Origin of the sequence: Bosea sp. (in: a-proteobacteria), assembly GCA_023910605.1 — a bacterium.
Taxonomy (GTDB): Bacteria; Pseudomonadota; Alphaproteobacteria; order Rhizobiales; family Beijerinckiaceae; genus Allobosea.
The window spans coordinates 1,216,116-1,241,869 of sequence record JAAVVV010000001.1 but is presented as its reverse complement, the minus strand read 5'-3'; the positions used below and the strand labels follow the sequence as shown (position 1 = coordinate 1,241,869).

Sequence of the window (25,754 nt, the reverse complement as noted above, 5' to 3'; positions counted from 1 at the left end):
GGATGGATCAGCTGGCCCACCACACACAGAGCTACACCGCCCGCCGGGGCGAACTCGAAACCTATTTCGACCGCACCGCCGTCGATGCATGGGCGCGGTTGACCAGCGACGCGCCGGTGAGCCGCGTCCGCGCCACCGTGCGCGCGGGCCGCGACGCGATGCGGGCTCAGCTGCTGGGCTGGCTGCCTCAGGATCTCACGGGCCGCCGCATCCTTGATGCCGGCTGCGGCACGGGCGCCTTCGCCGTCGAGGCGGCGCGGCGCGGCGCCGACGTCACCGCTATCGATCTGAGCGCGACGCTGGTGAGCCTGGCGCGCGAGCGGTCTCCCCGCGACCTCGGCAAAGGCTCGATCACCTTCGGCGTCGGCGACATGCTCGATGCGGGATTCGGCCGCTTCGATCATGTCGTGGCGATGGATTCGCTGATCTACCATCCCGTCGGCGACGTGGTGCGCTGCCTGAAGGCGCTGGCGGACCGCACCACGGGCTCGATCCTCTTCACCTTCGCGCCGCGCACGCCGATGATCTCGGCCATGTACGGCGTGGGCAAGCTCTTCCCGCGCGGCGACCGCTCACCGGCGATCGTGCCGCTGGCCGAGGCCGACCTCACCCGCCGCATCGCCTTGGAGCCGCTGCTCGCGGACTGGCGCGTGGGCCGGACGAACCGGATCACGCGCGGCTTCTACATCTCCCAAGGCCTGGAGCTTGCCCACAGATGAACGGATCGCGGTCCTCGCTGGCGCTGAACTGGAGGCAGGTGGGCATGAACCTCCTGCCCTTCGCCGATGCTGGCGCAGGCGATCTGCCGCTGCGGCGGCTGCTGAGGCTTTCGCTGTTCCAGGTCTCGGTTGGCATGGCGACGGTGCTGCTGATCGGCACGCTCAACCGCGTGCTGATCGTCGAGATGCAGGTCGCCGCCTCGCTCGTGGCGATCATGGTGGCGCTGCCGCTGCTGTTCGCGCCGTTCCGCACGCTTGTGGGCTTCAAGTCCGACCATCACCGCTCCGCCCTTGGCTGGCGGCGCGTGCCTTACATCTGGATGGGCACCTTGCTCCAGTTCGCCGGGCTGTCGATCATGCCGTTTGCGCTGATCCTGCTCTCGGGCGACACATGGGGGCCGTGGTGGATTGGCCATATCGCCTCGGCGGCGGCCTTCCTGCTGGTCGGGGCGGGGCTTCAGACCACGCAGACGGCCGGGCTGGCGCTCGCCACCGATCTCGCGCCGCCAGAGGCGCGGCCCCGGGTCGTGGCCCTGATGTACACCATGCTGCTGGTCGGGATGGTTCTGGCCGGCGGCGCCTTCTCCCTGCTCCTGTCTGACTTCAGCCAGTTGCGGCTGATCCAGGTGGTGCAGGGCGCGGCGGTTCTGACGCTCGCGCTCAACCTGGTCGCGCTGTGGAAGCAGGAGGCGCGCGCTTCAAACCGGTGCGGCGGCGAGGAGCCGACACCGGCCTTCCGCGTGGTCTGGGCCCGCTTCGCCAATGCTGGCCGCACCCGCCGCTTCCTTCTGGCGGTGGCTCTCGGGACGGCTGCCTTCAACATGCAGGATGCGGTGCTCGAACCCTATGGCGGCGAGATCCTGAAGCTGAGCGTGGCGGAAACCACGGCGCTGACGGCGCTGATGGCCGGTGGGGCGCTGGTCGCCTTCGCGCTGGCGGCGCGCAGCCTGATGAAGGGCATCGACCCGTGCCGGCTGGCCGCCAAAGGGGCCGTCGTGGGCCTAGCAGCCTTCTCCTGCGTCGTGCTTTCGGCCCCGCTCGACATGCCGATGCTGTTCCGTGTCGGCGCCGTGCTGATCGGCTTTGGCGGCGGCCTGTTCTCGGTCGGCACGCTCACCGGCGCGATGGCTCTCGACCGCGAGGGCGGAACGGGCCTGGCGCTCGGCGCCTGGGGCGCTGTGCAGGCGCTGGCGATGGGGCTTGCGGTGGCGGGCGGCGGCGTGCTGCGCGACATCGTCTCGCTTATGGCGACCCATGGGCTGCTTGGGCCGGCGCTGACGTCGCCCTCCGTCGGATACACCTTCGTCTATCACGTCGAGCTTCTGCTGCTCTTCATGACCCTGGTCGCGATCGGCCCGCTTGTCGGCCGCACGACCGAAACCAAAGCCCCATCCCCCTCACCTTTCGGCCTGGCGGAATTCCCCAGCTAGTCCGAGTTCGTCACCAGGAGGCGACACATGTTACCCGGCTCCAGTCCCCTCGGCATCGATCTTGCCGTCATCAGCTTTTGGTTGTTCCTCGCCTTCTTTGCAGGGCTGATCTGGTATCTGCTCCGCGAGAACAAGCGCGAGGGCTATCCCCTCGCCCGCGACACGCAGGACCGCTACAACCGCTTCGAGATCGTCGGCTGGCCCGTGCCGCCGCCGGCCAAGACCTACAAGCAGAGCCACGGCCCCGACCGCGTGGTGGGCCGCGACGGCCAGCCTGACCTGCGCAACCATCCGCTCAAGGCGATGGAGCCCTGGCCAGGCGCTCCGCTCGAGCCCGTCGGCGATCCCATGCTGGCGGCCGTCGGCCCCGGCTCCTATGCCGAGCGGCAGGACGTGCCCGACATTCTCCACAGCGGCAAGAACCGCATAGAGCCGCTGCGCGTGGCCACCGACTACCACATCGAGGGACGTGACCCGAACCCGGTGGGGATGGATGTCATCGGCGGCGACGGCAAGCTGGCCGGCACGGTCAAGGATGTCTGGATCGACCGCGCGGAATATGTCGCGCGCTATCTCGAGGTCGAGGTGCCGGTCGCGGGCGGCGCGCGCAACGTGCTGCTGCCGATCAACTTCACGCGCTTCGACGGCGCCCGCCGCCAGGCCCGTGTGAAGGCCATCTTCGCCAGGCACTTCGCCGATGTGCCGGCGCTGAAGAACCCCGACCAGGTGACGCTGCTCGAGGAAGACAAGATCATGGGCTATTATGGCGGCGGCACGCTCTACGCCTCGCCCCAGCGCGCGGATCCGCTGCTATGAGCAAGGGCGGATATGTGGACGTCCCGCATGACGATTATGCGAGCGAACCGATTCCGGGCGTGCCTGCGCCCCTGCCGGAGGGCGAGAAGCTGCTCTGGCAGGGCTCGCCCGACTGGCGCTCGCTTGCTCTCCACGCCTTCCATGTGCGCAAGGTGGCGATCTACTTCGCCATCCTGATGGCCTGGCGCGGCATGTCCTCCTGGGCTGATGGCAATGGCGTCGCGGAAGCGCTGACCTACGCCATGGGGCTGGCCCCCATGGCGGCGATCGGGCTGTGCATCCTCGCCCTGCTTGCCTACGCCTATGCGCGGATGACGATCTACACCATCACCTCGCGGCGCGTGCTGTTGCGCTCGGGCGTGGCGATGCCGATCACTGTCAACCTGCCGTTCAAGCGCATCGACGGCGCCAGCCTGAAGCTCTACGGCGACGGCACCGGCGACCTGCCCCTGCAACTGGCCAAGGATGACCGGATCGCGATCCTTGCGATCTGGCCGAACATGCGCCCCTGGCGGCTGGGCCGGCCCGAGCCCATGCTGCGCAGCCTGCGAAATGCGGGCGCCGTGGCCGAGGTGCTCAGCGCGGCCTTGAGTGGCGCGCGCGTCCCCGCGATGCGGGCCGAGCCGGGCGTCGTGCCCAAGGCCTCCCCAGAACTGCGGCCGGCGCACTGAGCGCCGACCGCTTTCCCCCGAACAACAGGAGCGCGTGACATGAGCGCCGCCATCATCAGACAGTTTTCCAGCTTTCGCCCCGTGCACGGGGTGTTCATCGTGCTGGCGCTGGTGATCGGATTCGTCGCGGTGGCGCGGGTCACCGGCTTGGGTGTTCTACGGATGCCAGAAGCGGAGGTTGTGCAGTATCGTGACATCAGGTTCGCGGATCGGGCGGATGGTTCGGTCGGCATTTCGGATGCCAAGACCGCTGCCCTCATCCTGATCATCGAGCCAGGCCAAGGCGGCTTCATCAGGGGCGTCATGCGGGGTCGGGCCCGCGAGCGCAGGCTCGACGGCTTCGGCCCGGAACAACCGTTCCGCCTCTCCCGACACGCCGATGGCCGCATCACGCTGGAGGATACGGCAACGACCATCAAGATCGTCCTGAACTCCTTCGGCCCAACCAATGCAGAGGCCTTTGCCAGGCTTCTCCAACAATAACAAGGGGATGGCAGATGCTGCGATACTTTCTCAGCGGGGGGGAGACCGTCCGCGTTCCGTGCACGGTCGATCTTCTGAACACCGCCGAATTCGTCCATGCCCATGTCGTGCTCGAGGGCGTGGATGTCGGCCCTGGCGACACGGTCATCGTCCATGACGCGCCGACCCATGTCGCCTTTGGCGAGCATCGCGTCGAGCGGCGCATGGCCACCGTGACGCGCGCCACCGCGCTCGACCGGCTCTGGACCAAGATCACCGCCTATCTCGAACTGACCGAGCTGTACGAAGTCGGGTTTTCAGCGGGGAGAGCACGATGATTCCGCAGGAAGGCGGGGGCGGCGCTCCCAACTACGTCACCAAGATGGCCACCGAGGAGACGCTGCTCACGCCGCGCTTCTACACCACCGACCATGATGCCATGGACAGGATCGATGTCAGCCTGGTGCGCCGTGAGTGGGACGGGTTGATGAAGGAAATGCGGGACGACCCCAACAAGCATCATTTCCGCAAGCCGGATGATTTCGAGTTCGACCGCGCCACCCTCGATGCGGAACTCGACAAGGAGTTCGTGGATTTCCTGGTTTCCTCGCTCACGGCCGAGTTCTCCGGATGCGTGCTCTATTCCGAGATCAAGAAGCGCATGAAGAACCCGGACATGCAGGAGCTGTTCTCGTTCATGGCGCGCGACGAGAGCCGCCATGCCGGCTTCATCAACGAAGTGCTCAAGGATTTCGACGTCGGCGTCGACATGAGCTTCCTGACCAAGGCCAAGAAATACACCTACTTCAAGCCGAAGTTCATCATGTATGCGACCTATCTGTCCGAGAAGATCGGCTATGCGCGCTACATCACCATCTACCGTCTGCTCGAGCGCAACCCGGACAAGCGCTTCCACCCGATCTTCAAGTGGTTCGAGAACTGGTGCAATGACGAGTTCCGCCATGGCGAGGCCTTCGCGCTGCTGATGCGCTCGGACCCCAAGCTGCTCACGGGCGGCAACAGGCTGTGGATCCGCTTCTTCCTGCTCGCCGTGTTCGCGACCATGTATGTGCGCGACCACATGCGCCCGGCCTTCCACAAGGCGCTGGATGTGGGGATCGAGGATTACGACATGCGGGTTTTCCGCATCACCTCCGAGATCTCCAAGCAGGTCTTCCCCTTCACGATCGACATCGACAACCCCGCCTTCATCGCGGGTCTCAGGCGCCTGCGCGCCATCGTGGAGGCCACCGAGGACGCCAAGGCGCAAGGTGGGCTGATGGGGGGCATCAAGCGCTTCGGGCTCGGCGTGTCGGGCGCTGTCGCCTTCCTCAGGCTCTACATGATCCCGGTGAAGTCGCACGAACTGCCCAAGGATATCCGCCTGGTTCCGGCCTGGTGATGGCAGCTTCGGCCAACTGAACGGAAGGGGCCCGCAATGTCGGAGATGGGACTGCCTGTGCTGCTGGCCATCCTGGTGTGGTGGCTGAGCACGGGCCTGATCCTTTATCTGGACGGGCTGGGACGCGGCTCCTTCAGGTGGAGCATGGCGGCGGCGACGGCGCTGTCCGCCGCCGCGCTCTGGGCGATCTGGCAGACGAGCAGCTGGGAGGGCCCGGCCGGAGCCTACATCGCCTTCCTCTCGGCCCTCATGATCTGGGGCTGGAACGAGATGGCGTTCCTGATGGGCTATCTGACCGGCCCGCGCCGCGCACCCTGCCCGCCGGATGCCAGGGGCTTCCAGCGCTTCACGCTGGCCGCCTCCACCTTGATCCATCACGAGCTGGCCATCGCCGCTTCTGCGGGCGTGATCGCGGCGCTGTGCTGGGGGGGCGAAAATCCCTTCGCGCTGTGGACCTTCGCCGTGCTCTGGATCATGCGCCTGTCGACCAAGATCAACATCTTCCTGGGCGCGCCGAACATTCCTGACGAGTTCCTGCCGGCGCACCTGCGCTATCTCGCCAGCTATTTCCGGCGCCGGGCGATGAACGGCTTCTTTCCCTTCGCCATCACGGCGGCGACGCTGCTGACCGCGCTGTCGGTGCACATGGCGCTGAATGCGCAGAGCACGCCGCTCGAGCGCACGGGCTATGCGCTGCTGACCACGCTCATGGCGCTCGCCGTTCTCGAGCACTGGCTGCTTTACGTGCCGCTCTCCGCCACAAGGCTATGGTCCTGGGGCCTGAAATCCCATCGCCACACCTTGATGCAGGACAATGCGCCCCGGCCTGACAAGGCGATGCTGTCATGGTCGGCCGATCTGACCCGGCCCTGCGATGCGCGCCAGCTCAGCCGGGTCCTTGATGAGGTTCTGACCGGCAGCTTCGGGCAGGTCGAACGCCTCGACGGGGCGGTGAGGGTTGGCGATGGCTGGCTGCGGTTTGCCGTCGCGGATGGGCGCGCTTCCCTCGACAGCATCGGCATGTTGGACGCAAGACAGGCGCGCGTCACCGCCGTGGGGCGCGCCTTCGATCGTGAACGGCTCGGGGCGGCCTTCGCCGCCTGCGCCGCCTGAGACAGCGAATGGACGGGAGCCAGAGCCATGACCGATGACAGCGACGCTCATGCCGCAGAGATCTCCAGCCCCATCGAGGGAATGCAGCCCATGACCAGCAATCGCGGGCCCCGGCGCGATGCCCAGCCCGCGAAGCTCCGCGCTGGCAGGGCGGCCGCGCCCGCGCCCCAGCATCCCGAGCGCATGGCCTTCCGCAAGCCGCCGGAGACCTCGCCCTTTCTCGACTATGAGGAGTTCTTCCGGGCCAAGCTGGATGGCCTGAAATCGGAAGGGCGCTACCGCGTCTTCGCCAATCTTGAACGCCATCGCGGCGCCTTCCCGCAGGCCACGCACCGCAAGGGCGAGGAAGCGCGCAAGGTCACGGTGTGGTGCTCGAACGATTATCTCGGCATGGGCCAGCATCCGGCCGTGCTCGAGGCCATGCACGCGGCGCTGGAGCGCAGCGGCGCCGGCGCGGGCGGCACGCGCAACATCGCCGGCACCACCAACGAACATGTGATGCTGGAACGTGAGCTGGCCGACCTGCACGGCAAGGACGCCGCCCTGCTGTTCACGTCCGGCTATGTCTCCAACTGGGCGACGCTGTCGACGCTGGCCGCGCAAATTCCGGGCTGCGTGGTGCTGTCCGATGCGGGCAATCATGCCTCGATGATCGAAGGCATCCGCCACAGCCGCGCGCCGGTTCAGGTGTTCAAGCACAATGACGTGGGCGACCTGGAGCGGAAGCTCGCCGCGCTCGATCCGCGCACGCCCAAGCTCGTGGCGTTCGAATCGGTCTACTCCATGGATGGCGACATCGGGCCGATCGAGGCGATCTGCGATGTCGCGGATGCCTATGGCGCCATGACCTATCTCGACGAGGTGCATGCGGTGGGCCTCTACGGCCCGCGCGGGGGCGGCATTGCGGACCGGGAAGGGCTTAGCCACCGGCTGACCGTGATCGAGGGCACGCTCGGCAAGGCCTTCGGCGTGGTGGGCGGCTACATCGCAGGCTCGCACGCCATGTGCGATTTCGTGCGCAGCTTCGCCTCGGGCTTCATCTTCACTACGGCGCTGCCGCCCTTCGTGGCGGCGGGCGCGGCCGCCAGCATCCGGCACCTCAAGGCCAGTGGCGCCGAGCGCGAGCGGCAGCATGCCAATGTCGCGAAAGTGAAGGGCCTGCTGGCCAAGGCCGGCATTCCGGTGCTGCACAATGTCAGCCACATCGTACCGGTGATGGTGGGCGATCCGGTGGTGTGCAAGCGCATCTCGGACCGACTGATGGACGAGCACGCCATCTATGTGCAGCCGATCAACTACCCGACCGTGGCGCGCGGCACCGAGCGGCTGCGCATCACGCCGACGCCGATGCACACGGACGCCGACATCGCCGAATTGATCGAGGCGCTGACCGGCATCTGGCGCGATGAAGGCCTGTTCGCCCGCGACTGAGTGCGCCTTGCGCGCATGAAAAAGGGACGCTGTCGCCAGCGCCCCCCGATGCTCCTGGCCTGAAGCCAACCCTCACTGGGTGCGCTTGCCGTCGGCGGAATATTGCTTGAGGAACGCGATCAGGTTGGTGATCTGCGCATCGTCCTTCATGCCGAGATAGACCATCTTGGTGCCTGGGGTGACGGCGCGCGGATCCTTGATGTAGACGCGGAAGTTGTCTTCGCCCCAGGTCTGGTCCTTGATCGCCTGATAGGCGGTCGAGTAGGTGTAGCCCGGAACCGAGCCCTTGTTGCGTCCGAACAGGCCATTGAGCTGCGGGCCGACGCCGTTACGCGCCGTCTCGCCGACCTGATGGCAGGCGCGGCACTGGTTGAACAGGCGCTCGCCGGCGGCCGCATCCTGCGCGGAGGCGGGGGCCTGCGCCATCATGCCGAGCGCAAGAACCGCACCGGACAGAAAAATCCCTGAACGCATTGGGGTAACCTCCGTTTGGATCGCCAATCGTGGCGACAATTTTTCCTGACACGCACTTTCTACGTGTCTCAGACCGCGCTGGATGTTGCTGCTTCCAACTGGACCAGCATCATATCGTTCCAACAGTGAACGGTGTTTGAATATCGCCCACGTGCCGTTCCCACCAAGCGAAGCGCCTGTAAACAAATCATAAAGCATTACCGTCATGATGCTTGCGTGCCGCGTTCCCGGCGCAGGAGCCAAGCCATGACCATCGCGGCGGTCATCCAGAGCCAGATGATCCAGACGCTGCTGCAGGCGCTGCAATCGGCGAGCGATTCGGCTGCGAGGGGCGCCGTTGTCGAAGCGCGTTTCATGGGCTGGAGCGAAGCGCCCGAAGGCATGAGCGCGGCGGCGCGCGGGACACAAGCCATGGCGGCGCCGGGCATGCCCGCGTTCGCCACAAGCGGGCCCTCACCCACGCTTTCGACCGCACGGATCGAGATCGGCGGCAAGCCTGTCACGCTCCTGATCCAGGCCGATGCCGAGCGGCGGGCGGCGCTGATGCCGGGCGCCGTCCTGACGCTCGCCGTCGAACGTGCCGCGTCGCCGGGCCAGCCGGCGCAAATGCGCCTTGTGGGCATAGCCGGGGAGCGTGGCATGGGCGCCGCGACGGACCAGGCCATGAGTGGATCGGCTCCCGCTGCCGTGGGGGGCGCCGGGCCTGCACAGGCTCGCACGGCCGAAATCCTGGCGGCGCGCGCCGCTGCCGGCCCGCTGATGGGTCAAGCGCTCGCCCGTCAGGGGGGGCTTGCCCCGCTCTTCGCCGATCTTGAAGCGCTGGCGCGGGCGCCACTGATGCCGCAGCCCGTGCTGGCCGCCACGCAGGCCGCGCTGGCGCTGCGCTTGGCGCCGGCTGCTGCCGGGAGGGACATTGAGAAGGCCGTGAAGGCTTCGGGCCTGCTGCACGAGGCGCATGTCGCGCGCGGGGCTGTTGCGGCATTGCAGCCTGACCTCAAGGGCGTGCTGCTGGCGCTGAGGCAGAGCCTGCGCGAAGCCCTTGGCCAGGCATCGGCCGCCGTTGCCATGGCGGGTGCGGACCAGGTGGCGCAGCCCGAGCCGCTGTCCGGTCCGATGCCCCCAGGCTTGCCCGAGCAGGCCATGCGCGAAACACGGATGGCCGGCGCAGGCACGCAGCCGACCACGCCGCCAGCCTTTGGGCAGCGCCTCCAGCCCCCGCTGCGCGATGGCCTGCCCGTGCCGCAAGCCGTCGCCCGGCCCAGCATCGATGCAGCGGATGACGCGGCCTCGATGATGACGAAAGTGCTTGAACGGACCGAAGCGGCGATCGACCGCATCAGCCTGAGCCAGTTCGCCTCGCTGCCCAGCGCGCATGAGGCCGCGCAGGCAGCGCCGACCAACCGCTGGTTCACCGAATTGCCGATGGCGCTGGACGGGCGGACCGCCGTGCTGCCGCTCGAGGTCGAGGAGGATCGCTCCGGCGCCGGCGCCGCAGGCGCGCAGGCGCGGCTCTGGCGCATCCGCTTTGCGCTCGACGTCGAGCCGATCGGGCCGGTCCATGCGCTGGTGACGATGCAGGGACGCGACATCGGCGTGGCTGTCTGGGCGGAGCGCGAGGCGACCTCGCGTCTGGTGCGCGACCACTCCCCCGACCTGAGGGCAGCGCTGCTCGACGCCGATTTCGACAAGGCCGAAATCGAGGTGATCGCAGGCCAGCCGGCACGCAGGCCAGCCCCCGCCGGCCACTATCTGGACCGCCGCTCATGAGCGGCGCCCGCAAGCCCGCCGGCATGGCGCCGCGCCGCATGGCCGTGGCGCTGCAGTATGACGGCTCGGCCGCGCCGCGCGTCACGGCCAAGGGCAAGGGCGAGATCGCCGACAGAATCGTCGAGACGGCGCGCGCGGCCGGCGTTCCGGTCGAGGAAAACGCGCTGCTGGCGCAGGCGCTCTCGGGCGTCGAGCTCGATGACCAGATCCCGGAGGATCTCTACAAGGCCGTGGCGCAGGTGATCGGCTTCGTGCTTGGCCTCAGGCAACGGCAGCGGTGATGCACGTGTCTGCTGCCGACGAAGTGGCAATGGCGCGCGAGGACGGGTCTCATGACAGCCCGCCGCCGGCGAATGCGCCGTTCATCGCGAGCCGCATCGACGTGGATCGTTACCGGGTCATGGAGGATGAGTTCGCGGCTCTGGCGATGCGCTCAGCCCACGCCAACCCGTTCATGGCGCCGGCCCTGGTGGCGGCATCGTGGAATGACGGCCCGGCCGACAAGCTGGTCATCCTCATCGTGCGCGATGCAGCGCAACGGCTCGTCGGCGCCTGGGCTCTGCGGCTGGTCCGCGACCTGTTCACCCTGGGCGCGCGCGCCCTGCAGGCGCCGCTCGATCCGCGCTATGAATCCCTGGCGACTCCCGTGCTCGACGAGGCCTGCGCCAGCGAGGCGTTTGCGGCGATGATGAGCCTCTTGCGGGCCTCGCCGGCGCTGCCCCGAATCATCCGTGTGCTGAGCTGGCGCGATGCGTTCGATGGGCTGTGCCCGCCCGATCTCGCCATCGCGCGGCAGGAGCGCTGGCAGCGGGCCATGCTGGCCACCGAGCCGGGCCTTGGCGCCGAAGCCTATCTGAGCCGCCACATGGGTAGAGCCCTGAACCGGCGGCGCAACCGGCTGCTCCAACTGGTGACGGCAGGGCGCATATCCTGCCGGACGGCACGCGGCCCTGACGCCCCCCAGGCCTTCGAAGCGTTCATCGCGCTGGAGAATCGCGGCTGGAAAGGCGCGGCCGGCACGGCGCTGGCCCGAAAGCCCCATGAGGCGGCCTACATGCGACGGATGGTGGCGGCGCTGGCGGCGCGAGACCGGGTCGCCCTCGACCAGATCATGATCGACGGCAAGCCCGCCGCCATCGGGGTGATGATAGAGGCAGGCGGCAACAACGTCTTCTGGAAGGCTGCCTTCGACGAGGCCCATGCCCGCTTCGCGCCGGGCGCGCTGCTGCACCTGATGGTGACGGAGCGGTTGTTCGCCGATGGACGGGCACGGATGGACAGCGGCATGATGGAGTTCACCACGCCCCAATTCCTGCCCTGGTCCGAGCGGGCGGCCATGGCCAGGGTCACGCTGGATCTCGGCGCCGGGGCGGCAGGGGCCATGGTCAAAGCCGGGGCGGCGCTGCGCCATGGGCTGCGGCGTATCCAGCGCGGCCTGCGCGCGCGGCTGAAAGGCGGCGGCTGAAAGGCGGCGGCTGAGGCCCGGCGCATACGTGTCTCCACCCAATGGACGTCAACCTGATTTGACACTAGCATCCGTGGGGCGGGAGAACTTGCAATGCCTCAAACCCCCATGCTCGATCAGGTGCGGCTGCCGGCCGACATGCGAAACCTGTCGCTGGCTCAGCTCAAGCAGCTGGCCGACGATGTTCGCCAGGAGACGATCGACACCGTATCGGTGACGGGCGGGCATCTGGGCGCGGGCCTTGGCGTGATCGAGCTTACGGTCGCGCTGCATCATGTCTTCGACACGCCGCGCGACAAGCTGATCTGGGATGTCGGACATCAGTGCTATCCGCACAAGATCCTCACCGGGCGGCGCGACCGCATCAGGACGCTGCGCCAGGGCGGCGGGCTCTCGGGTTTCACCAAGCGCGCGGAAAGCGAATACGACCCGTTCGGCGCGGCCCATGCCTCCACGTCGATCTCGGCGGGGCTGGGCTTCGCGGTGGGCCGCGACCTGCAGGGCGATGACTTCAACGTGGTCTGCGTGATCGGCGACGGCGCGCTGTCCGGCGGCATGGCCTATGAGGCCATGAACAATGCCGGGGCCATGAACAGCCGGCTGATCGTCATCCTCAACGACAACGAGATGTCGATCGCCCCGCCGGTGGGGGCGCTGTCCAACTATCTTGCGCGGCTGCTCTCCAGCCAGAGCTACATGTCGCTGCGGGACATGGGCAAGCGGCTCACCGCCAGGTTCGGCAAGACCGTGGAGGAGAGCGTGACACGCGCCATGGAGCATGCGCGCGGCTTCATCACCCACGGCACGCTCTTCGAGGAGCTGGGCTTCTTTCATGTCGGCCCGGTGGACGGGCACAATCTCGACGTGCTCGTGCCGGTTCTGAAGAATCTGAAAGCCGCCACGGACGGGCCCATCCTGCTCCATGTCATCACGCGCAAGGGCCATGGCTACCAGCCGGCGGAGATGGCCTCGGACCGGCTGCACGGGGTCGTCAGGTTCGACGTGGCCAGCGGCAAGCAGGTGAAGCCGGCCTCGAACGCGCCGTCCTACACCAAGGTCTTCGCCCAGAGCCTGGTGCGAGAGGCCCGAAAGGACCCCTCGATCGTGGCCATCACCGCTGCGATGCCGACGGGGACCGGGCTCGACCAGTTCGCGCGGGAGTTCGCGGACCGGTGCTTCGATGTCGGCATCGCCGAGCAGCATGCCGTGACCTTCGCGGCCGGGCTCGCGGCGCAGGGGCTCAAGCCCTTCTGCGCGGTGTATTCGAGCTTCCTGCAGCGCGGCTATGACCAGATCGTGCATGACTGCGCGATCCAGAACCTGCCCGTGCGCTTTGCGCTGGACCGCGCCGGGCTGGTGGGCGCCGACGGCCCCACTCATGCGGGGGCCTTCGACGTGGCCTATCTGGCCTGCATCCCCAATCTCGTCATCATGTCCCCTGCCGACGAGATCGAGATGGTCCACATGGTGGCGACGGCCGCCGCCTATGAGGACGGCCCCATCGCCTTCCGCTATCCAAGGGGCGATGGCGAAGGGCTGGAACTGCCTGAAGACGGCGAGGCCCTTCCCATCGGGCGCGGCCGGATGATCCGCGAGGGCAGCCGCGTGGCGCTCCTCTCCTTCGGCACGCGGCTCGGCGAATGCCGCAAGGCGGCCGCCCTGCTCGAGACGATGGGGATATCGCCCAGCATCGCCGATGCCCGCTTCGCCAAGCCGCTCGACCGCGAGCTGATCGCGCGGCTGGCCAGCACGCATGAGGCGCTCATCACCATCGAGGAAGGTTCGGTCGGCGGCTTCGGCGCGCATGTGCTGCATGCGCTGGCCGAGATGGGGATGCTCGACCATGGCCTGAAGGTCAGGACCATGGTGCTGCCCGACATCTTCCAGGAGCATGATACGCAAGAGGCGATGTATCGCGAAGCGGGGCTCGATGCCCGCGGCATTGCCGAGCTGGCCGCCAGCCTGGTCCGGCCCAGCGCTCGCGCGGCGCGCCCTGCCCCGGCCCTGAGCCTCGGCTGAGCCCGCCGCCCCGCTAGCGGCCGGGAAGCACCAGCACGGTCGGGCCCGGCGGCAAGGTGGCGCGGGACACCGTGATCGTGGCCGTGTCGCGCCGCTGCACTGGCCAGTCGGCGCTGGCGCGCGTGAGGAAGCGCTCGAGCGTGGCCTGCCCGAAGAAGTGCATCGGGATGATGATGCGCGGCTGCAGATGCTTGATGACCTCGAACATGCCCTCCATGTCGAGGGTGTAGCCGCCATCGACCGGCACGAGCAGGACATCGGCGCGGCCAATGGCGCGCAGGTGGCCGGGCTCGAGCGTGTGGTGCAGATGGCCCAGATGCACGATGCACAATTCGCCTATCTCGAAGATGAAGATCGAGTTCCCGTCGAAATCGGTGGCGCCCGAAAAGGAGCGGATGTTGGTCGGCACGTTGCGCACGCGCATGTCGCCCTCGGTGACGTCATGGGCGGCGCGGCCGCCTGCCGGGTCCCAGCCGCGCAGCAGATGGGTGATGCCGCTCTCCGGATTGCGCGAGTAATGGGTGGAGTGCGCCTTGTTCATCGTGGCGATGGCGGGGGTGCGGGCGGCGCGCACATAGTCGTTGTAGTCGGTGGCGGCCGTGACGCCCCGCGCGCTCTCGATCAGGAAGGTGGCGTGGCCCACGAAGGTGATGCGCGCCTCATCCGCATTCAGCGACGCAAGCGTCACCCTTGGCGAGAGGGAGGCCATGTCCGGGCGGCAGCCGGGCTCTGCCGCCCGGGCGGCAGCGCCGGGCCATATCATCAGCGCCAGGCAGGCCATGGCTGCAAGAGGTCCGAACAGGCGACCGATCATCCGTCATCTCCCTTGCCGTCGCCATGATGATAGCGGCGGCGGCGCAACTGACCAGAGCGCCAGAGGGCAGCTCACGAAGCCGTGTCGTCGGCATGAGCAAGGGCAAGGCCCGCGCGAGGCCGGAAACTGACAGGAGGTCGCAGCCAAGATGACGCACCCACTGGCCCAACGTCACATGCGCGCCATGTTCCGATCCGTATACGCGTCATTCAGTCCAAGGCCTGGTCATGCCCAAGCGCTTTCGCACCCTGTTCATCTCGGACGTGCATCTGGGCGCGAAGAACTGCCAGGCGGAACGTCTGCTCGACTTCCTCGACGAGCATGAAGCCGAGATGATCTATCTGGTCGGCGACATCATCGACGGCTGGCGGCTCAAGCAGTCGTGGCACTGGCCGCAGGCGCATAATGACGTGGTTCAGGCGCTGCTCAAGCGCGCGCAGCATGGCACGCGCATGATCTTCCTGCCCGGCAATCATGACGAGTTCGTGCGCGACTATCTCGGCCACCGGCTTGGCGGCATCGACATCGTGGACCAGACGCTTCATGTCGGGGCCGACGGCCGACGCCACCTGATCATCCATGGCGACCAGTTCGACGCTGTGGTGACCCATGCGCGCTGGCTTTGCCTTCTGGGCGACTGGGCCTACCGGGCCACCCAGCGGATCAATGCCCGGATCAGCACCGTGCGGCGGATGATGGGCCTGTCCTACTGGTCGTTTTCCGCCTGGGCCAAGCTGAAGGTCAAGAAGGCGGTCAACTTCATGAGCGACTTCGAGATCACGCTGGCCGCCGAAGCCAAGAAGCAGGGCGCGCAAGGAGTGGTGTGCGGCCACATCCACAATGCGCTGATCCGCGACATGCATGGCGTGACCTACATGAACTGCGGCGACTGGGTGGAAAGCTGCACCGCCCTCGCCGAGGACAACGAAGGCCGCTTCAGCATCATCGCATGGAAGCAGCGCAGCGGCGCCGATGCGCAGCAGACGCGCAACGGCCCGGATGGCGACGCGAGCCCGCCGGTGCGGACGCGCGCCGAAACGATCGAGGCCGCGCTGGGCGCCATCCGCCCGCAGGCGGCGGCGTGATGCGGCTGCTGCTCGCCACCGATGCCTGGGCGCCGCAGGTCAATGGCGTGGTGCGCTGCCTTCAGGCGACGATCCATGAGCTGAGCGGACGCGGCGTGCATGTGGACGTGCTCTCGCCGGACCAGTTCCGCTCGGTGCCGATGCCCTCCTATCCCGAGATCAGGCTGGCCATGGTCTCGCGCCGGAGCGTGGCCGACCGCCTGCGCTCGGGGCGCTACGATGCCGTGCATGTCGCGACCGAGGGGCCGATCGGCTGGGCGGTGCGCGGCGTGTGCCAGCGCCTCTCGCTCAGCTTCACCACGAGCTATCACACGCGCTTTCCCGAATATGTGCGGGCCCGCGCGCCCGTGCCCGAGCGCTGGTCCTATGCGCTGCTCAAGCGCTTCCATGGCGCGGGCGCGTCCATGATGGTCGCGACGCCGAGCATGATGCGCGAACTGGCCGCGCTCGGCTTTTCGCGGCTGGCGATGTGGTCCTTCGGGGTGGACACCAATCTGTTCCGCCCCGAACGCGCCATCGCCACGACGCTGCCGCCCGACCTGCCGCGCCCGATCTTCATCACGGTGGCGCGGGTGGCGGTCGAGAAGAACCTGGGGGCCTTCCTCGATCTCGACCTCCCCGGCTCCAAGGTGGTGGTGGGCGACGGCCCGGCGCGGGCGGAGTTGCAGGCGCGCTACCCGGATGTGGTGTTCACCGGGTTCAAATCGGGCGAGGAACTGGCTGCGCTCTATGCGGCGGCCGATGTCTTCGTGTTTCCGAGCCTCACCGACACGTTCGGGCTGGTGCTGCTGGAGGCGTCGGCCTGCGGCTTGCCGATCGCGGCCTTTCCGGTGCAGGGTCCGCGCGACGTGATCGGCGGCCATCCCGTGGGCATTCTCGCCGCCGACCTGCGCGCGGCGGCTCTGGCGGCGATGGCCATCCCCCGCGAGGCCTGCCGCGCCTTCGCGCTGCGGCACTCCTGGGCGGCGGCCACGGACCAGTTCCTCGCCGGGCTGGTCCGCGCCGATGGCGGCGGCGGGCTCAAGCTCGCCTGAAGCGCCTTGCGCAAAGCAGGCGAAGCAGGCACGATTCGATCATGCTGCTTCGCCGCCCTCCGCTTGTCTCCGCCGCGCTCGCCCTGAGCGCGGGCCTCGCCGCGGGCGGGTCAGCCCTGGCGCAGTCGACGGCGCAGGAGGAGGCCCAACGGCGGGCGGCGGTGCTGCAGAACACGCCGGACTGGGCCGCCAAGGTGCAGTTCGGCAAGCGCGAGACGCCGGCCGCCAGCCTTCAGGCCAGGGCCATCGGCTCCTATGCGCGGGGCTGCCTCGCCGGCGCCGTGGCCTTGCCCGTGGATGGCGAGAGCTGGCAGGTGATGCGCCTCAACCGCAACAGGATGTGGGGCCATCCCGATCTCATCGCCTATCTCGAAAGCTTCGCAAAGGATGCGCCGCGGATCGCCAACTGGCCCGGCATCCTGGTGGGCGACATCAGCCAGGCGCGCGGGGGGCCGATGCTCACCGGTCATGCCTCGCACCAGATCGGGCTCGACGCGGACATCTGGCTGACCCCGATGCCGCGCAGCCGGCTCAACCGCGAGCAACGCGAGAACATGTCCGCCACCAACATGGTGCGGCCCGACTGGATGGACGTTAACCCGGCCGTCTGGACGCCAAACCACACCCGGCTCGTGCTCCACTCCGCGCGTGATCCGCGCGTGCACCGCATATTCGTCAATCCGGCGATCAAGGTGGCCATGTGCCGCGATGCAGGGACCAACCGCAGCGGGCTCAGCAAGGTGCGGCCGATGTGGGGGCACAACTTCCACTTCCATATCCGCATGGCTTGCCCCGACGGCTCGGAGGCCTGCCAGGAGCAGGACGCGCCGCCTGATGGCGATGGCTGCGGCAAGGAGCTGTCGGACTGGCTGGCGCAACAGCACAAGGCCATCTTCGCACCGCGCAAGCCGCGGACTGGCCCTGCGCCCAAGCCCAGGCCGCCCATGTCGGTGGATGCGCTGCCGGCCGAATGCCGGCAGGTGCTGGTGGCGCGCTGAGCCCTTGCGGGCTGGCGGCGCGCTGGCCCTCAGGGACGCAGGGCGAAGCCGTGGGCCAACGGATCGCCAGCCTCCACGATGAACTCGCCGCGCCCCATCCAGTGGGCGCTGCCGCCAACCTCGACCGTGACCGCCGGCCAGGATCCCAGCCGTTCCGACTTCTTCACCGCGCCGGTGAAAATGCCGCCCGTGATGGAGCGGAAGCGGCGCGTCTCGCCGGCGCCGACCAGCCCCCTGGCCGAATCGAGCGCCATGCGGGCGGTGACGCCGGAGCCGGTGGGAGAGCGGTCCACCTGCCGCTCGGCGAAGATGCAGATGTTGGCGCTCTCGGCCGGCGGCTCGGAATCGTCGGTGAGGATCGTGCCGTAGAGAAATCCCAGATCGGGCTCGGCCGGGTGATCGATGGGCACTTCGGCACGGATGGAATCGGTGAGCGCGCCGCCCGCCTCGACCAGCGCGGCAAGGGGCGAGGCTGCGAGGTCGAGCCCCAGCCTTGAGGCCGGCACGATGGCATAGAAGGCGCCTCCATAGGCGATGTCGCAGGCCACGTCGCCAAGACCGGGCACCGCGATGCGCAAGCCCTGCCGCAGCACGAAGGCGGGCACGCTCTCGAACGACGCCGCATGGACCACGCCGCCCGCAACCTGGGCGGCGATGCGGACAAGGCCGCAGGGCGCCTCGATGGCGAAGCGCGTGAGGGGCTCCGCTGCAGGCACGCGCCCTGTCTCCACCGCCCATTTCGCCAGCGCGATCGTGGCGTGACCGCACATGGTGGAATAGCCTTCATGATGGGTGAAGAGCACGCCGAAGACTGCGCCGGGCAAGGTCGAGGCCACGGGAATCACGCCATACATGCCCGAATGGCCGCGCGGCTCCCACATCATGGCCCGGCGTACATGATCGTGCCGCTCGCGCGCTTCGCGGCGTTTGTCGAGAATGGTGGCGCCCGTCAGCTCCGGATAGCCGTCCGTCACGATGCGGACGGGCTCTCCGGCCGTGTGCAGATCGTCATAGCTCAACCGCATCGCCACCCTCCGCGCCGTTCAATGGCACGGTTTGTTTCATGGCGCGCGGCGGCTGTCCACGCAGCCGGCCTCGCTTCAATGAATGATGGCGCTCACGTCCCGCGAGAGCACGAAGGTCAGCATCCGCGCAGGGTCCGGCGCATTGATGCGCCCGAACTGCCGCATCGGCTCCAGCAGAGCGCGCGCACCCGGGGCCAGGTCGAGCCTGGCGGCGAGCATGGCCTCGGCATTGGCAGTGGAGAAGCGCGCGGCTTTCAGCACGATGAGCATGCCGTCGATGACGGGCGATTCGAGCGCCTGGATCACAAGGTCAGCGCCGATGCCGGCAAGCTGGCCCAGGCCCTCGGCCACCTCGCCATAGGACTTCATGCCGTAGAGCGTGACGACCTGCTGTTCGGTGAGCGGACCGTCATAGGCGCGTGGCAGGGACTGGACCATGACCATCGCCTCGCCGACGGCGGCCGTGATGTCGCTGGCGCGCGCCTCGGGCGATGCCTGCGCCAGAATGGCCACGACGACCGAGCGGGCCGCATGCAGGATCTGTGTCGCCGTCGTGGCGGGCAGTTGCAGCCGCATGGCCAGGGCCTGCGCGACGACGGTGTTGCCGGCCGCCACCTCGGTGAGCTTGATGGCGCCATCGGGCGACAGGCGCGCCGAGTCGTTGCCGATGAGCGCGACGAGCACCGATTGCTCGCGACGGTCCACCAGCACGTCGGTGATGGTCGTGTTGAGCTCGGGGCGCTGGGCCAGCGCAGCGCGATGGGCTTCGCTGCACGTGCGCGCCACGGTGACGAGGTCATCTTCCGTGAGCACGGGCGAGAGCTGAATGACAGGCGTGGCCACGATGGCGTAAGGATCGCTGGCAAGTTCGCGGATGATCTCACGCGGAGCGCGCTTCATCGGCGCGAGGCGCTCAGCCAGCGCGAGCCGCGCCTGAAGCTCGATCCCGCGCACCAGAACGCGGAACACGTTGTCATAAAGCTCGATGTGCCGATCGCCCAGACGCGGCTCAAGCTCGACATATTGACTGGTCAGGGCCGCGAGGATGGCATCACGGCGCGGCGATTGTTCGCCGGCCACCACTGATTCAAGTCCGGAAAGGGAGAGACTCGGGGTCATGTTCGCACCTTCGCTGTGTGCGAACACCTTTCGGCCATCCGTTTACCGGGCCGTTGACCCAAAAGCTAGAATGCTCCGCTTTCCCCGGAAAGCTTCGCTAAGGATGGAACGCCGCGCTTCAACGCGGAATCGGGCGGGGCCTGCCCTCATCGTCGACAGCCACGAAGGTGAAGGTGGCATCGGTCACCTTCTCCATCTCGTTGGTGCGGAACCGCTGCGCCCAGGCCTCGATCAGGATCTTCATCGAGGTGCGGCCGATATCGCCGATCGAGGTGTAGACGCACAGCACGTCGCCCACCTTCATCGGCCTGATGAAGTTCATCGTATCGACCTTGACCGTGACCACCCGGCCTTGCGCGCGCTCGACCCCGGCGATGCCGCCGGCCTGGTCCATGCGCGCCATGACCCAGCCGCCGAAGATGTCGCCATTGGCGTTGGTGTCCGCCGGCATGGCGCTGATCTTGATCGTGAGCTGGCCCACGGGCCGGGACTGGTCGGGCATGGACGCTCCGGCATTGAAGGCGGCGGGAGCCTGACGCTAGCGGCCCCTTGCAGCCTTGTCATCCTTGTCATCCTTGTCGGCCTTGTCATCATCACCGTCGTCCACATGCAGGACGTGCAGCACGCGATGCAGGATGGGCGTCAGGATCAACCCCGTCGCCACGACAATGAACAGGCCCGAGAAGATGGCGTAAAACCCGGCGAACAGCTTGCCCGCGCGGGTGTGCAGCTCTGTCACCGGGCCCATGCCGGACAGGATCATGGCTGCATTCAGGAACGCATCCGTCATCGCCATGTCTTCGGTCAGGGCATAGCCTGCCATGCCGATGGTGAGGCCCATGCCGGTGAGCGCCAACCAGACAAGGCCGATCCGGACGAGTCTGAGGGCGAACAGGCGCCGGGGCAGAACCGGCGCCGAGACATGTTCAAGTTCGCTCAGCATCAGCCGGCCAACCCAAGCTCCTTGCGCACCAGGGCTGCGCCGGCCGACAGCGCGGCGAGCTTGCCATAGGCCACGGCGTTCGACATCGGGGCCATGCCGCAATTGGTGCAGGGGAAGAGCTTCTCCGCATCCACGAAGGCCAGCGCCGCCCGTATGGTGGCGGCGACCTCTTCGGGCGTCTCGATGTGGTCGGAGGCGACATCGATGGCGCCGGCGAGCACATCCTTGCCCTTCAGCAGCGCGATCAGGTCCATGGGCACCCGGCTGTTGCGGCATTCGAGCGAAACCTGGTCGATGCTGGAGCGGGCCAGAACCGGGAAGGTGTCCTCGTAATGGCGCCAGGTTTCGCCGAGCGTGTTCTTCCAGTCGATGTTGGCCTTGATGCCGTAGCCGTAGCAGATGTGGACAGCGGTCGTGCAGGAGAGGCTGCGGGCCGCCCGCTCAAGCGTGGCGATGCCCCAGTCGGCGACCTCGCCCATGTAGACATTGTAGGCGGGCTCATCGAACTGGACCACATCGACGCCGATCGCCTCCAGTTCCCTGGCTTCCTCGTTCAGCGCCTCGGCGAAAGCCATGGCGAGGTCGGCGCGGCGGCCGTAATGCTCGTCGGCGATGGTGTCGACGATGGTCATCGGGCCCGGCAGCGTGAACTTGAGCTGGCGCCGGGTATGGGCGCGGGCGGCCCGCGCCTCCGCGCCATGGACCGAGCCCTTGCGGCGGATCGGGCCCACCACCGTCGGCACCTCGGCCATGTAGCGGTTGTTGCGGATGCCCATCATCGTCTTCTTGCCGAAGTCGATGCCATCGAGATTGGCAAGGAAGCCGTGGACGAAGTGGACGCGCGCCTGTTCGCCATCGCCCACGATGTCGAGGCCGGCATCCTCCTGCAACTTCACCGCCAGGATGGTGGCGTCGAGCTTGCCCTGCTCGAGCGCGGCGCCCTCCAGCTTCCAGGGCGCCCAGAGCCGTTCAGGCTCGGCGAGCCAGACGGGCTTGGGCAGGGAGCCGGCGAGCGTGGTGCGGAGCATGGGGGACATCCTTCAGGAGGGTCGGCCGCGTTTGCGCTCCCCGGCTCGCCGCGTCAAGCCGGCTGCTGCCGCTTGATGTGCGGCCAGGCATGGAGCCAGCCGATCAGCACGATGTTGACGAGGTTCCAGGCCAGCCCGTGCAGGAAGGCCATGCGGTATGAACCGAAGACGTCGAAGATGTAGCCGGAGGCGAGGCCGCCTGCCGCCATGCCCACGATGGTGGCCGTGATGACGAAGCCGACGCGCGCGCCCGCCTCGCGAGGGGGCATGTATTGCCGCGCGATCATCGCATACATCGGCACGATGCCGCCCTGGAACAGGCCGAAGATGCCGGAGATGATGTAGAGCGAGGCCAGCGCGTCGAACCACAGGTAGAGGAACAGCGCCGCCGCCTGCATGGACGAGCCGATGAGCAAAACCGCGACGCCGCCGATGCGGTCGGCCAGCATCCCTGAGCCGATGCGGCTGATGACGCCAAGGCCCAGCATCAGGGCCAGCATCTCCGCGCCGCGGGCCGCGCCATAGCCCAGATCGGTGCAATAGGCGACGATGTGCACCTGCGGCATCGCCATCGCCATGCAGCAGCCAAAGCCGGCGATGCACAGGATGGTCATCAGCGCATTGGGCGAGAGGCCCAAGCCCGACCGCGCCGCCGCGCTGGCCGCTTCCGCCCGAGCATAATCGGCCTGCGGCGGGCGCCGGCGGAAGAACAGCGTCATCGGCAGCATGAAGGCCAGGAGGATGAGCCCGATGGCGATGTGCGCATGGCGCCAGCCTTCGGTGGAGATGGCCTGTTGCAGCACGGGCGACCACAGTGCGCCGGCGAGATAGTTGCCCGTGGCGGCGATGCCGACCGCAAGCCCGCGCGAGCGCACGAACCAGTGCGAGACATCGGCGATGAGCGGCGCAAAGCCGATGGATGCGCCGGCGCCGATCAGCAGATGGGCCATGCCGAACTGCCAGATCGAGCCTGAAAAGCCGGCCAGCACATAGCCCGAGCTCTGGCACAGCGCCGCGATGATCATGGCCGGTGCGATCCCGAACCGGTCCGAGAGCCGGCCCATGCCGATCGCGGCGGCGGCGAAGCCGACCATCATCATCGTGTAGGGCGCCGAGGCCGCGCCGCGCACCACGCCGAACTCCGCCTGCACGGCGGGAAGCGCGACCACCACCGACCATGAGCCGATGCAGGCGAGCGTGGCGAAGGCCAGCGACAGCCCGAGGCGCTGCCAGGAATAACGGCTGTCAGGGGCGCAGGCGCTGATCGACATCATCAGGCGACCATAGGCGCTGCGCATCCGCCCGCAACTGTCGCCAACGCCGGGCGGCGCAGCCTTGAAAGCGGAACGGGCCGATGCGGAAGGCGCGCGGCCTCAGCTGAAGATGCGGTCGCCCGACTGGTCAATGATCTGGCGGGCCTTGAGGAAGGTCATCTCGATGGCGTCGTCCTTGCCGGGGAAGCGGTCGGCCCGGATGAAGCGGTGGGCCTTCACCTCGCCGTCGATCCGTTTCTCGATGATGCCGCACATCTGCCACTGGCCCTGCTCCTGATAGGGCATGGCGTGGATGAGATAGCCATTGTGCTCGGCGGTGGGCGCAGGAGCCTCCGCCCTGGGTGCGCCGCCGCCGAAAAGCTTCTTGAAGAATGACATCGAAGGCGGCCTCAGTTATCCAGGAAAGAGCGCAGCTTCCTCGACCTTGACGGATGCTTGAGCTTGCGCAGCGCCTTCGCCTCGATCTGGCGGATGCGCTCGCGGGTCACCGAGAACTGCTGGCCGACCTCTTCGAGAGTGTGGTCGGTGTTCATGCCGATGCCGAAGCGCATGCGCAGGACGCGCTCTTCACGCGGCGTGAGCGAAGCGAGCACGCGTGTCGTCGTTTCGCGCAGGTTGCTCTGGATCGCGGCATCGATCGGCATCAGCACGTTCGGATCGGGGATGAAGTCTCCGAGGTGCGAATCCTCCTCGTCGCCGATCGGCGTTTCAAGGGAGATCGGCTCCTTGGCGATCTTGAGGACCTTGCGCACCTTCTCGAGCGGCATGGCGAGCTTCTCCGCCAATTCCTCGGGCGTGGGTTCGCGGCCGATTTCGTGCAGCATCTGGCGCGAGGTGCGGACGATCTTGTTGATCGTCTCGATCATGTGCACCGGAATGCGGATCGTGCGCGCCTGATCCGCGATCGAGCGGGTGATGGCCTGCCGGATCCACCAGGTGGCGTAGGTCGAGAACTTGTAGCCGCGGCGATACTCGAACTTGTCGACCGCCTTCATCAGGCCGATGTTGCCTTCCTGGATCAGGTCAAGGAACTGCAGCCCGCGATTGGTGTACTTCTTGGCGATCGAGATCACGAGGCGCAGATTGGCCTCGATCATCTCCTTCTTGGCCTGCCGGGCTTCGCGCTCGCCCTTCTGGACCATGTTCACGATCTTGCGGAACTCGACGATCTCCAGCCCCGTCTCCGAGGCGAGATTGTGAATGTCCTCGCGCAGTTCCTTGATCCGGTCCTTCTCGGCGGCGACGAATTCCTTCCAACCACGCGAGCCGAGCTTGGAGACGCGCAGCAGCCACTTGGGGTCCAGCTCGCCGCCCTGATGGTTCCTGAGGAAATCCTCGCGGCTGACGCCATAGGATTCGGCGAGCCTGAGCAGCCGGGTCTCCTGGCTGATGAGCCGCTTGTTGATGTCGTAAAGCTGCTCGACCAGCGCCTCGATGCGGTTCTGGTTGAGCGAGAGCGACTTCACCGCCGTGACGATGTCGATCTTCAGCTCGCGATACTTGCGCTCCTGCGCGGGCGTGAGCTTGGTGTTGGCCAGCCGATGCTCGATGTCCTGATCCTGAAGCCGGCGCAGCTTCTTGTAGTTATCGGCGATGGCGTCGAAGGTTTCGAGCACCTTGGGCTTGAGCTCGGCCTCCATGGCGGAGAGCGAGACGTTGTTCTCAAGGTCGTCCTCGTCGAGGTCAGGCTGCGGCGGGGCGATCTCCTCGCCATCCTCGTTGAGGGAGCGAGCGGGTGAGGCCTCGGGCTCGTCGAAGCCGTCCGCGCCCTCGACCTTGGGCGCGCCCTTGCCGTCGGGGCCGGCATAGGTGGCTTCGAGATCGATGATCTCGCGCAGCAGGACCTTGCCCTCGTTCAGTTCGTCACGCCAGATGATGATGGCCTGGAAGGTCAGCGGGCTCTCGCAAAGCCCGGCGATCATCGCCTCGCGGCCGGCCTCGATGCGCTTGGCGATGGCGATTTCGCCTTCGCGGGAGAGAAGCTCGACCGAACCCATCTCGCGCAGATACATGCGGACGGGATCGTCCGTCCGCTCGGTCGCGGCGAGGTTCTGCTCCATCTTGACGGGCATGGCGGTGCGGACGGGCTCGGGGCTCTCACCCTCGATCTCTTCATCGCCATCCGCCTCGGCGCCGGCAGGGGCCTCGGCGGCGGCATCGTCATTGTCGTCCTGCTCGACGACATTGATGCCCATCTCGGAGAGCTGGGCATAGACATCCTCGATCTGGTCCGAGGTGAACTCTTCGGAGGGCAGAACGTCGTTCAGCTCTTCATAGGTGACGAAGCCCCGCTTCTTGGCGAGCTTCAGCATCCGTTTGACAGCCTGATCGGTCAGGTCGAGCAAAGGGCCGTCGGACTGGGGCTTCTTGTCCTCGACCGCCTCGTCGCCTTCGCGTTCTGTCGTCTTCGTGGCCATGCGCCTGTTCTCTCGTCCAGCGTCTTGACGGCAGGAAGCATCCTGAACGCCAAAAAAGGGCTGCCACGGCCTAACTCGGACCATGAACATCCCGTCTGATTCCCTCGGTCGTCAAGATGGCGGCTGATCCGCTTATGGAACAGTTACCATCCGCCAGCCCGAGCCGCGACCGCGCGCCCGGGCCTTCCATATCGCATCCTGACCTGACGCGCGCCGGATCCCCTCATCCGGTCCCGCATGATGCGCTG

Annotated in this window: 26 protein-coding genes; 16 read left to right on the top strand and 10 right to left on the bottom strand. The window is 67.4% G+C overall.

All coding sequences use genetic code 11. The features are described from left to right. Positions 1–2: 2 nt before the first annotated feature. The 9 genes from HEQ16_06190 (at position 3) to hemA (ending at position 8,044) form a co-directional block, all read left to right on the top strand. Complete coding sequence (locus HEQ16_06190) at positions 3–719, top strand: magnesium protoporphyrin IX methyltransferase (GenBank protein MCO4053638.1); 717 nt, start codon at positions 3–5, stop codon at positions 717–719. Continuing rightward, the gene (locus HEQ16_06185; protein ID MCO4053637.1) at positions 716–2,149 is read left to right on the top strand and encodes a BCD family MFS transporter; all 1,434 of its coding nucleotides are present in this window, start codon (positions 716–718) and stop codon (positions 2,147–2,149) included. The genes HEQ16_06190 and HEQ16_06185 overlap by 4 nt, the downstream gene beginning before the upstream one ends. Positions 2,150–2,176: 27 nt before the next feature. Continuing rightward, entirely contained in the window at positions 2,177–2,965 is a 789-nt protein-coding gene (puhA, locus tag HEQ16_06180) for a photosynthetic reaction center subunit H (protein ID MCO4053636.1), read from the top strand. Then, positions 2,962–3,636, top strand: a complete 675-nt coding sequence (locus HEQ16_06175; protein MCO4053635.1) for a PH domain-containing protein — start codon at positions 2,962–2,964, stop codon at positions 3,634–3,636. Before puhA ends, HEQ16_06175 begins: the two co-directional genes overlap by 4 nt. A gap of 39 nt (positions 3,637–3,675) precedes the next feature. Continuing rightward, positions 3,676–4,119, top strand: coding sequence for a hypothetical protein (locus tag HEQ16_06170; GenBank protein MCO4053634.1), 444 nt, complete (start codon positions 3,676–3,678; stop codon positions 4,117–4,119). Between the two features lie 14 nt (positions 4,120–4,133). After that, on the top strand, positions 4,134–4,436 hold the full coding sequence (locus HEQ16_06165) for a hypothetical protein (GenBank protein MCO4053633.1): 303 nt from the start codon (positions 4,134–4,136) through the stop codon (positions 4,434–4,436). Continuing rightward, on the top strand, positions 4,433–5,500 hold the full coding sequence (acsF, locus tag HEQ16_06160) for a magnesium-protoporphyrin IX monomethyl ester (oxidative) cyclase (GenBank protein ID MCO4053632.1): 1,068 nt from the start codon (positions 4,433–4,435) through the stop codon (positions 5,498–5,500). The genes HEQ16_06165 and acsF overlap by 4 nt, the downstream gene beginning before the upstream one ends. A 36-nt stretch (positions 5,501–5,536) precedes the next feature. Then, positions 5,537–6,613, top strand: coding sequence for a DUF3623 domain-containing protein (locus tag HEQ16_06155; GenBank protein MCO4053631.1), 1,077 nt, complete (start codon positions 5,537–5,539; stop codon positions 6,611–6,613). 183 nt (positions 6,614–6,796) lie between these two features. After that, positions 6,797–8,044, top strand: a complete 1,248-nt coding sequence (hemA, locus tag HEQ16_06150; GenBank protein MCO4053630.1) for a 5-aminolevulinate synthase — start codon at positions 6,797–6,799, stop codon at positions 8,042–8,044. A 72-nt stretch (positions 8,045–8,116) separates the two neighbouring features. On the opposite strand, the gene HEQ16_06145 is transcribed toward hemA, so the two are convergent. After that, entirely contained in the window at positions 8,117–8,518 is a 402-nt protein-coding gene (locus tag HEQ16_06145) for a cytochrome c family protein (protein ID MCO4053629.1), read from the bottom strand. 246 nt (positions 8,519–8,764) lie between these two features. Between HEQ16_06145 and HEQ16_06140 the strand changes: the two genes are divergently transcribed. The 4 genes from HEQ16_06140 to HEQ16_06125 all read left to right on the top strand — a co-directional run bounded on the left by HEQ16_06140 (position 8,765) and on the right by HEQ16_06125 (position 13,769). Continuing rightward, complete coding sequence (locus tag HEQ16_06140; GenBank protein MCO4053628.1) at positions 8,765–10,285, top strand: flagellar hook-length control protein FliK; 1,521 nt, start codon at positions 8,765–8,767, stop codon at positions 10,283–10,285. Continuing rightward, on the top strand, positions 10,282–10,566 hold the full coding sequence (locus HEQ16_06135) for a type III secretion protein (protein MCO4053627.1): 285 nt from the start codon (positions 10,282–10,284) through the stop codon (positions 10,564–10,566). Before HEQ16_06140 ends, HEQ16_06135 begins: the two co-directional genes overlap by 4 nt. A gap of 5 nt (positions 10,567–10,571) precedes the next feature. Next, positions 10,572–11,750 (top strand): GNAT family N-acetyltransferase, encoded by a 1,179-nt coding sequence (locus HEQ16_06130; protein MCO4053626.1) that lies wholly within the window; start codon positions 10,572–10,574, stop codon positions 11,748–11,750. A gap of 93 nt (positions 11,751–11,843) precedes the next feature. Then, positions 11,844–13,769: a 1-deoxy-D-xylulose-5-phosphate synthase gene (locus HEQ16_06125; protein MCO4053625.1), complete on the top strand. Its 1,926-nt coding sequence runs from the start codon at positions 11,844–11,846 to the stop codon at positions 13,767–13,769. Between the two features lie 13 nt (positions 13,770–13,782). On the opposite strand, the gene HEQ16_06120 is transcribed toward HEQ16_06125, so the two are convergent. After that, positions 13,783–14,583 carry an MBL fold metallo-hydrolase gene (locus HEQ16_06120; GenBank protein MCO4053624.1) on the bottom strand — a complete coding sequence of 267 codons (801 nt, stop codon included), beginning with the start codon at positions 14,581–14,583 and terminating at the stop codon, positions 13,783–13,785. A 221-nt stretch (positions 14,584–14,804) separates the two neighbouring features. Here HEQ16_06120 and HEQ16_06115 point away from each other — a divergent pair, with 221 nt between their 5' ends. The 3 genes from HEQ16_06115 to mepA are packed head-to-tail and all read left to right on the top strand — an operon-like array spanning position 14,805 to position 17,700. Further along, entirely contained in the window at positions 14,805–15,668 is an 864-nt protein-coding gene (locus tag HEQ16_06115; GenBank protein ID MCO4053623.1) for a UDP-2,3-diacylglucosamine diphosphatase, read from the top strand. Then, positions 15,668–16,702 carry a glycosyltransferase family 1 protein gene (locus HEQ16_06110; GenBank protein ID MCO4053622.1) on the top strand — a complete coding sequence of 345 codons (1,035 nt, stop codon included), beginning with the start codon at positions 15,668–15,670 and terminating at the stop codon, positions 16,700–16,702. The genes HEQ16_06115 and HEQ16_06110 overlap by 1 nt, the downstream gene beginning before the upstream one ends. Before the next feature lie 41 nt (positions 16,703–16,743). Continuing rightward, positions 16,744–17,700: a penicillin-insensitive murein endopeptidase gene (mepA, locus tag HEQ16_06105; protein MCO4053621.1), complete on the top strand. Its 957-nt coding sequence runs from the start codon at positions 16,744–16,746 to the stop codon at positions 17,698–17,700. 29 nt (positions 17,701–17,729) lie between these two features. Here the strand turns inward: mepA and HEQ16_06100 are convergent, their stop codons facing one another. The 8 genes from HEQ16_06100 to rpoD all read right to left on the bottom strand — a co-directional run bounded on the left by HEQ16_06100 (position 17,730) and on the right by rpoD (position 25,506). Then, a complete protein-coding gene (locus tag HEQ16_06100; GenBank protein ID MCO4053620.1) occupies positions 17,730–18,725 on the bottom strand; it encodes a proline racemase family protein in 996 nt (331 codons plus the stop codon). Positions 18,726–18,800: 75 nt separating this feature from the next. Beyond that, complete coding sequence (locus tag HEQ16_06095) at positions 18,801–19,844, bottom strand: DUF2336 domain-containing protein (protein MCO4053619.1); 1,044 nt, start codon at positions 19,842–19,844, stop codon at positions 18,801–18,803. A 118-nt stretch (positions 19,845–19,962) separates the two neighbouring features. Then, positions 19,963–20,346 carry an acyl-CoA thioesterase gene (locus HEQ16_06090; GenBank protein ID MCO4053618.1) on the bottom strand — a complete coding sequence of 128 codons (384 nt, stop codon included), beginning with the start codon at positions 20,344–20,346 and terminating at the stop codon, positions 19,963–19,965. Between the two features lie 36 nt (positions 20,347–20,382). Then, complete coding sequence (locus HEQ16_06085) at positions 20,383–20,787, bottom strand: hypothetical protein (protein MCO4053617.1); 405 nt, start codon at positions 20,785–20,787, stop codon at positions 20,383–20,385. Then, positions 20,787–21,815 (bottom strand): methionine synthase, encoded by a 1,029-nt coding sequence (locus HEQ16_06080; GenBank protein MCO4053616.1) that lies wholly within the window; start codon positions 21,813–21,815, stop codon positions 20,787–20,789. Before HEQ16_06080 ends, HEQ16_06085 begins: the two co-directional genes overlap by 1 nt. A 53-nt stretch (positions 21,816–21,868) precedes the next feature. Next, positions 21,869–23,086, bottom strand: coding sequence for an MFS transporter (locus HEQ16_06075; protein MCO4053615.1), 1,218 nt, complete (start codon positions 23,084–23,086; stop codon positions 21,869–21,871). Positions 23,087–23,188: 102 nt separating this feature from the next. After that, on the bottom strand, positions 23,189–23,467 hold the full coding sequence (locus HEQ16_06070; protein MCO4053614.1) for a hypothetical protein: 279 nt from the start codon (positions 23,465–23,467) through the stop codon (positions 23,189–23,191). 11 nt (positions 23,468–23,478) lie between these two features. Beyond that, entirely contained in the window at positions 23,479–25,506 is a 2,028-nt protein-coding gene (gene rpoD, locus HEQ16_06065) for an RNA polymerase sigma factor RpoD (protein ID MCO4053613.1), read from the bottom strand. Positions 25,507–25,754 lie beyond the last annotated feature (248 nt).

Coding starts and splice junctions, on each gene's coding strand:
- puhA (MCO4053636.1), top strand. CDS start 2,177: ATGTTACCCGGCTCCAGTCCCCTCGGCATCGATCTTGCCGTCATCAGC.
- HEQ16_06110 (MCO4053622.1), top strand. CDS start 15,668: ATGCGGCTGCTGCTCGCCACCGATGCCTGGGCGCCGCAGGTCAATGGC.
- HEQ16_06120 (MCO4053624.1), bottom strand. CDS start 14,583: ATGATCGGTCGCCTGTTCGGACCTCTTGCAGCCATGGCCTGCCTGGCG.
- HEQ16_06125 (MCO4053625.1), top strand. CDS start 11,844: ATGCCTCAAACCCCCATGCTCGATCAGGTGCGGCTGCCGGCCGACATG.
- HEQ16_06135 (MCO4053627.1), top strand. CDS start 10,282: ATGAGCGGCGCCCGCAAGCCCGCCGGCATGGCGCCGCGCCGCATGGCC.
- HEQ16_06100 (MCO4053620.1), bottom strand. CDS start 18,725: ATGCGGTTGAGCTATGACGATCTGCACACGGCCGGAGAGCCCGTCCGC.
- acsF (MCO4053632.1), top strand. CDS start 4,433: ATGATTCCGCAGGAAGGCGGGGGCGGCGCTCCCAACTACGTCACCAAG.
- HEQ16_06165 (MCO4053633.1), top strand. CDS start 4,134: ATGCTGCGATACTTTCTCAGCGGGGGGGAGACCGTCCGCGTTCCGTGC.
- HEQ16_06170 (MCO4053634.1), top strand. CDS start 3,676: ATGAGCGCCGCCATCATCAGACAGTTTTCCAGCTTTCGCCCCGTGCAC.
- HEQ16_06155 (MCO4053631.1), top strand. CDS start 5,537: ATGTCGGAGATGGGACTGCCTGTGCTGCTGGCCATCCTGGTGTGGTGG.
- rpoD (MCO4053613.1), bottom strand. CDS start 25,506: ATGGCCACGAAGACGACAGAACGCGAAGGCGACGAGGCGGTCGAGGAC.
- HEQ16_06175 (MCO4053635.1), top strand. CDS start 2,962: ATGAGCAAGGGCGGATATGTGGACGTCCCGCATGACGATTATGCGAGC.
- hemA (MCO4053630.1), top strand. CDS start 6,797: ATGGCCTTCCGCAAGCCGCCGGAGACCTCGCCCTTTCTCGACTATGAG.
- HEQ16_06145 (MCO4053629.1), bottom strand. CDS start 8,518: ATGCGTTCAGGGATTTTTCTGTCCGGTGCGGTTCTTGCGCTCGGCATG.
- HEQ16_06185 (MCO4053637.1), top strand. CDS start 716: ATGAACGGATCGCGGTCCTCGCTGGCGCTGAACTGGAGGCAGGTGGGC.
- HEQ16_06070 (MCO4053614.1), bottom strand. CDS start 23,467: ATGTCATTCTTCAAGAAGCTTTTCGGCGGCGGCGCACCCAGGGCGGAG.
- HEQ16_06080 (MCO4053616.1), bottom strand. CDS start 21,815: ATGCTCCGCACCACGCTCGCCGGCTCCCTGCCCAAGCCCGTCTGGCTC.
- HEQ16_06190 (MCO4053638.1), top strand. CDS start 3: ATGGATCAGCTGGCCCACCACACACAGAGCTACACCGCCCGCCGGGGC.
- HEQ16_06095 (MCO4053619.1), bottom strand. CDS start 19,844: ATGACCCCGAGTCTCTCCCTTTCCGGACTTGAATCAGTGGTGGCCGGC.
- HEQ16_06140 (MCO4053628.1), top strand. CDS start 8,765: ATGACCATCGCGGCGGTCATCCAGAGCCAGATGATCCAGACGCTGCTG.
- HEQ16_06085 (MCO4053617.1), bottom strand. CDS start 20,787: ATGCTGAGCGAACTTGAACATGTCTCGGCGCCGGTTCTGCCCCGGCGC.
- HEQ16_06090 (MCO4053618.1), bottom strand. CDS start 20,346: ATGCCCGACCAGTCCCGGCCCGTGGGCCAGCTCACGATCAAGATCAGC.
- mepA (MCO4053621.1), top strand. CDS start 16,744: ATGCTGCTTCGCCGCCCTCCGCTTGTCTCCGCCGCGCTCGCCCTGAGC.
- HEQ16_06075 (MCO4053615.1), bottom strand. CDS start 23,086: ATGTCGATCAGCGCCTGCGCCCCTGACAGCCGTTATTCCTGGCAGCGC.